This is a genomic window from Pedobacter sp. 10L46_2 (assembly GCF_056395165.1).
Genome location: NZ_JBFTIZ010000497.1, coordinates 1 through 1658, shown reverse-complemented (window position 1 = coordinate 1658; position 1658 = coordinate 1). Strand labels below are relative to the sequence as shown.

The 1658-nt window shown below is 54.0% G+C and carries 1 rRNA gene; it reads left to right on the top strand.

The annotated features are described in order from the left end of the window. Nucleotides 1-1521, top strand: a 23S ribosomal RNA gene (locus tag AC1DDX_RS27215); the annotation flags it as partial. Nucleotides 1522-1658 lie beyond the last annotated feature (137 nt).

Genomic DNA, 1658 nt, shown 5'->3' with positions numbered 1-1658 from the left:
GCGTAGCTGATGGGAAACTGGTTAATATTCCAGTACCGTCGTACAGTGCGATGGGGGGACGGATCGCGGAAGATCATCAGGGTGTTGGATGTCCCTGTTGCTGTATCGAAGATGGCGCTTAGGCAAATCCGGGCGCGTAAATCAAGGGTATGGCACGAGCGAGCATTGCTTGCGAAGTGATTGGAAGTGGTTCCAAGAAAAGCCTCTAAGCTTCAGCTGTACGAGACCGTACCGCAAACCGACACAGGTGGACGGGATGAATATTCCAAGGCGCTTGAGAGAACTCAGGAGAAGGAACTCGGCAAATTGATACCGTAACTTCGGGAGAAGGTATACCCCGGTAGTGTGAAGCGCCTGCGCGCTTAGCATGATGGGGTCGCAGAGAATCGGTGGCTGCGACTGTTTATTAAAAACACAGCACTCTGCAAAGACGAAAGTCGACGTATAGGGTGTGACGCCTGCCCGGTGCCGGAAGGTTAAGTGATGGGGTGCAAGCTCTTGATCGAAGCCCCGGTAAACGGCGGCCGTAACTATAACGGTCCTAAGGTAGCGAAATTCCTTGTCGGGTAAGTTCCGACCTGCACGAATGGCGTAACGATGGCCACACTGTCTCCTCCTGAGACTCAGCGAAGTTGAAGTGTTTGTGATGATGCAATCTACCCGCGGCTAGACGGAAAGACCCCATGAACCTTTACTGTAGCTTTGCATTGRWCTGTGAACCGRYCTGTGTAGGATAGGTGGGAGGCTTTGAAGCGTGGWCGCTAGWTCACGTGGAGCCRTCCTTGAAATACCACCCTGGTTTGTTTGMGGTTCTAACCTTGGTCCGTTATCCGGRTCGGGGACAGTGCATGGTRGGCAGTTTGACTGGGGCGGTCTCCTCCCAAAGTGTAACGGAGGAGTTCGAAGGTACGCTWGGTACGGTCGGAMATCGTRCYKAWAGTGCAATGGCAWAAGCGTGCTTRACTGYGAGACYGACAAGTCGARCAGGTGCGAAAGCAGGACATAGTGATCCGGTGGTTCTGAATGGAAGGGCCATCGCTCAACGGATAAAAGGTACTCTGGGGATAACAGGCTGATACCGCCCAAGAGTTCATATCGACGGCGGTGTTTGGCACCTCGATGTCGGCTCATCTCATCCTGGGGCTGTAGCCGGTCCCAAGGGTATGGCTGTTCGCCATTTAAAGAGGTACGTGAGCTGGGTTTAAAACGTCGTGAGACAGTTTGGTCCCTATCTGCCGTGGGCGTTGGAATCTTGACGGGGGCTGCTCCTAGTACGAGAGGACCGGAGTGGACGTACCGCTGGTGTACCTGTTGTCTCGCCAGAGGCATCGCAGGGTAGCTATGTACGGAAGAGATAACCGCTGAAAGCATCTAAGCGGGAAACTTGCCTGAAGATGAGGATTCCCTGGAGGCTTGACCTCCTTGAAGGGTCGTTCGAGACCAGGACGTTGATAGGCTGGGTGTGGAAGCGCAGTAATGCGTTAAGCTAACCAGTACTAATTGCCCGTAAGGCTTGATCCTATAACCAGTGTGTCTTRCCTGGTATAGCGGTTCGCCGCCTTGTGCCTTGTTGCTGCAAGCACAACCCACTCTTTACTACACCCCTATTCGCCGCGCTGAGTCCTGCTCAGCCCGGCAACCCCTCATGCCTGGTGACC